The organism is Acidovorax sp. KPB24-07 (genome assembly GCF_057543315.1).
Genome location: NZ_BAAJYS010000708.1, coordinates 1 through 1,140, shown reverse-complemented (window position 1 = coordinate 1,140; position 1,140 = coordinate 1). Strand labels below are relative to the sequence as shown.

The following is a 1,140-nucleotide window of genomic DNA, read 5'->3' as shown; positions in this document are numbered from 1 at the left end:
TTGCCGGCGGGCAGCGCCGCGACGGGCCTGACCGTCGGCGTGCGGGCGAGTGCCCTGCGTCTGCAGGCACGCCCCGGCGACGTGGCGGTGGCCGGCACGGTGGAGCTGGCCGAAATCTCGGGCTCGGACACCTTCGTGCATGCGCACACGCCCTGGGGCGAACTCGTGGCGCAGGTCACGGGCGTGCATTACTTCGACCTGGGTGCGGCCATCACGCTGCACCTGGCACCGGGCGAAGCCTATGTCTTCGGCGCCGACGGCGCCTTGCTGCTGGCGCCCGCGCGCCGGGGAGGGCGCTGAGATGGCGCGCATCAATCTGGACCTGGCGCACGCCTACAAGCCCAACCCGCAGCAGGACAGCGACTACGCGCTGCTGCCGCTGTCGATGGAGTTCCGCGACGGCGGCGCCTATGCCTTGCTGGGCCCCTCGGGCTGCGGCAAGACGACCATGCTCAACATCATGTCGGGCCTGCTCGTGCCCTCGCAGGGGCGCGTGCTGTTCGACGGCAAGGACGTCACCCACGCGAGCCCGCAGGAGCGCAACATCGCCCAGGTGTTCCAGTTCCCGGTGATCTACGACACCATGACGGTGGCCGAGAACCTCGCCTTTCCGCTCAAGAACCGCAAGGTGCCCGAGGCCCAGATCCGCCAGCGCGTCGGCCAGATCGCCGAGATGCTGGACATGAGCGGGCAGCTCGACCAGCGCGCCTCGGGCCTGGCCGCCGATGCCAAGCAGAAGATCTCGCTCGGGCGCGGCCTGGTGCGCTCCGACGTGGCGGCCGTGCTCTTCGACGAGCCGCTCACGGTGATCGATCCGCACCTCAAGTGGCAGCTTCGCCGCAAGCTCAAGCAGATCCACCACGAGCTCAAGCTGACCCTGATCTACGTGACCCACGACCAGGTGGAGGCGCTGACCTTCGCCGAAGAGGTGGTGGTGATGACGCGCGGGCGCGCCGTGCAGGTGGGCGCGGCCGATGCGCTGTTCGAGCGGCCGCAGCACGTGTTCGTGGGCCACTTCATCGGCTCGCCGGGCATGAACTTCCTGCCCGCGCAGGGCGAGGCGGATGCGATCGTGGTCGCGGGCCACCGCCTGGCGCGGCCCGCGGGCAAGGCCCTGCCGGCCGGCGCGCTGCAGGGTGG

General features: G+C 70.6%; 2 protein-coding genes. Both read left to right on the top strand.

Going from position 1 to position 1,140, the window contains the following annotated elements; all coding sequences use genetic code 11:
• Positions 1-300 (top strand): TOBE domain-containing protein (locus AC27IQ_RS25170; RefSeq protein ID WP_487091248.1); only part of this gene is annotated, 300 nt, incomplete at its 5' end.
• 1 nt (position 301) lies between these two features.
• The coding region (locus tag AC27IQ_RS25165; protein WP_487091247.1) for an ABC transporter ATP-binding protein at positions 302-1,140 on the top strand (839 nt) is incomplete at its 3' end.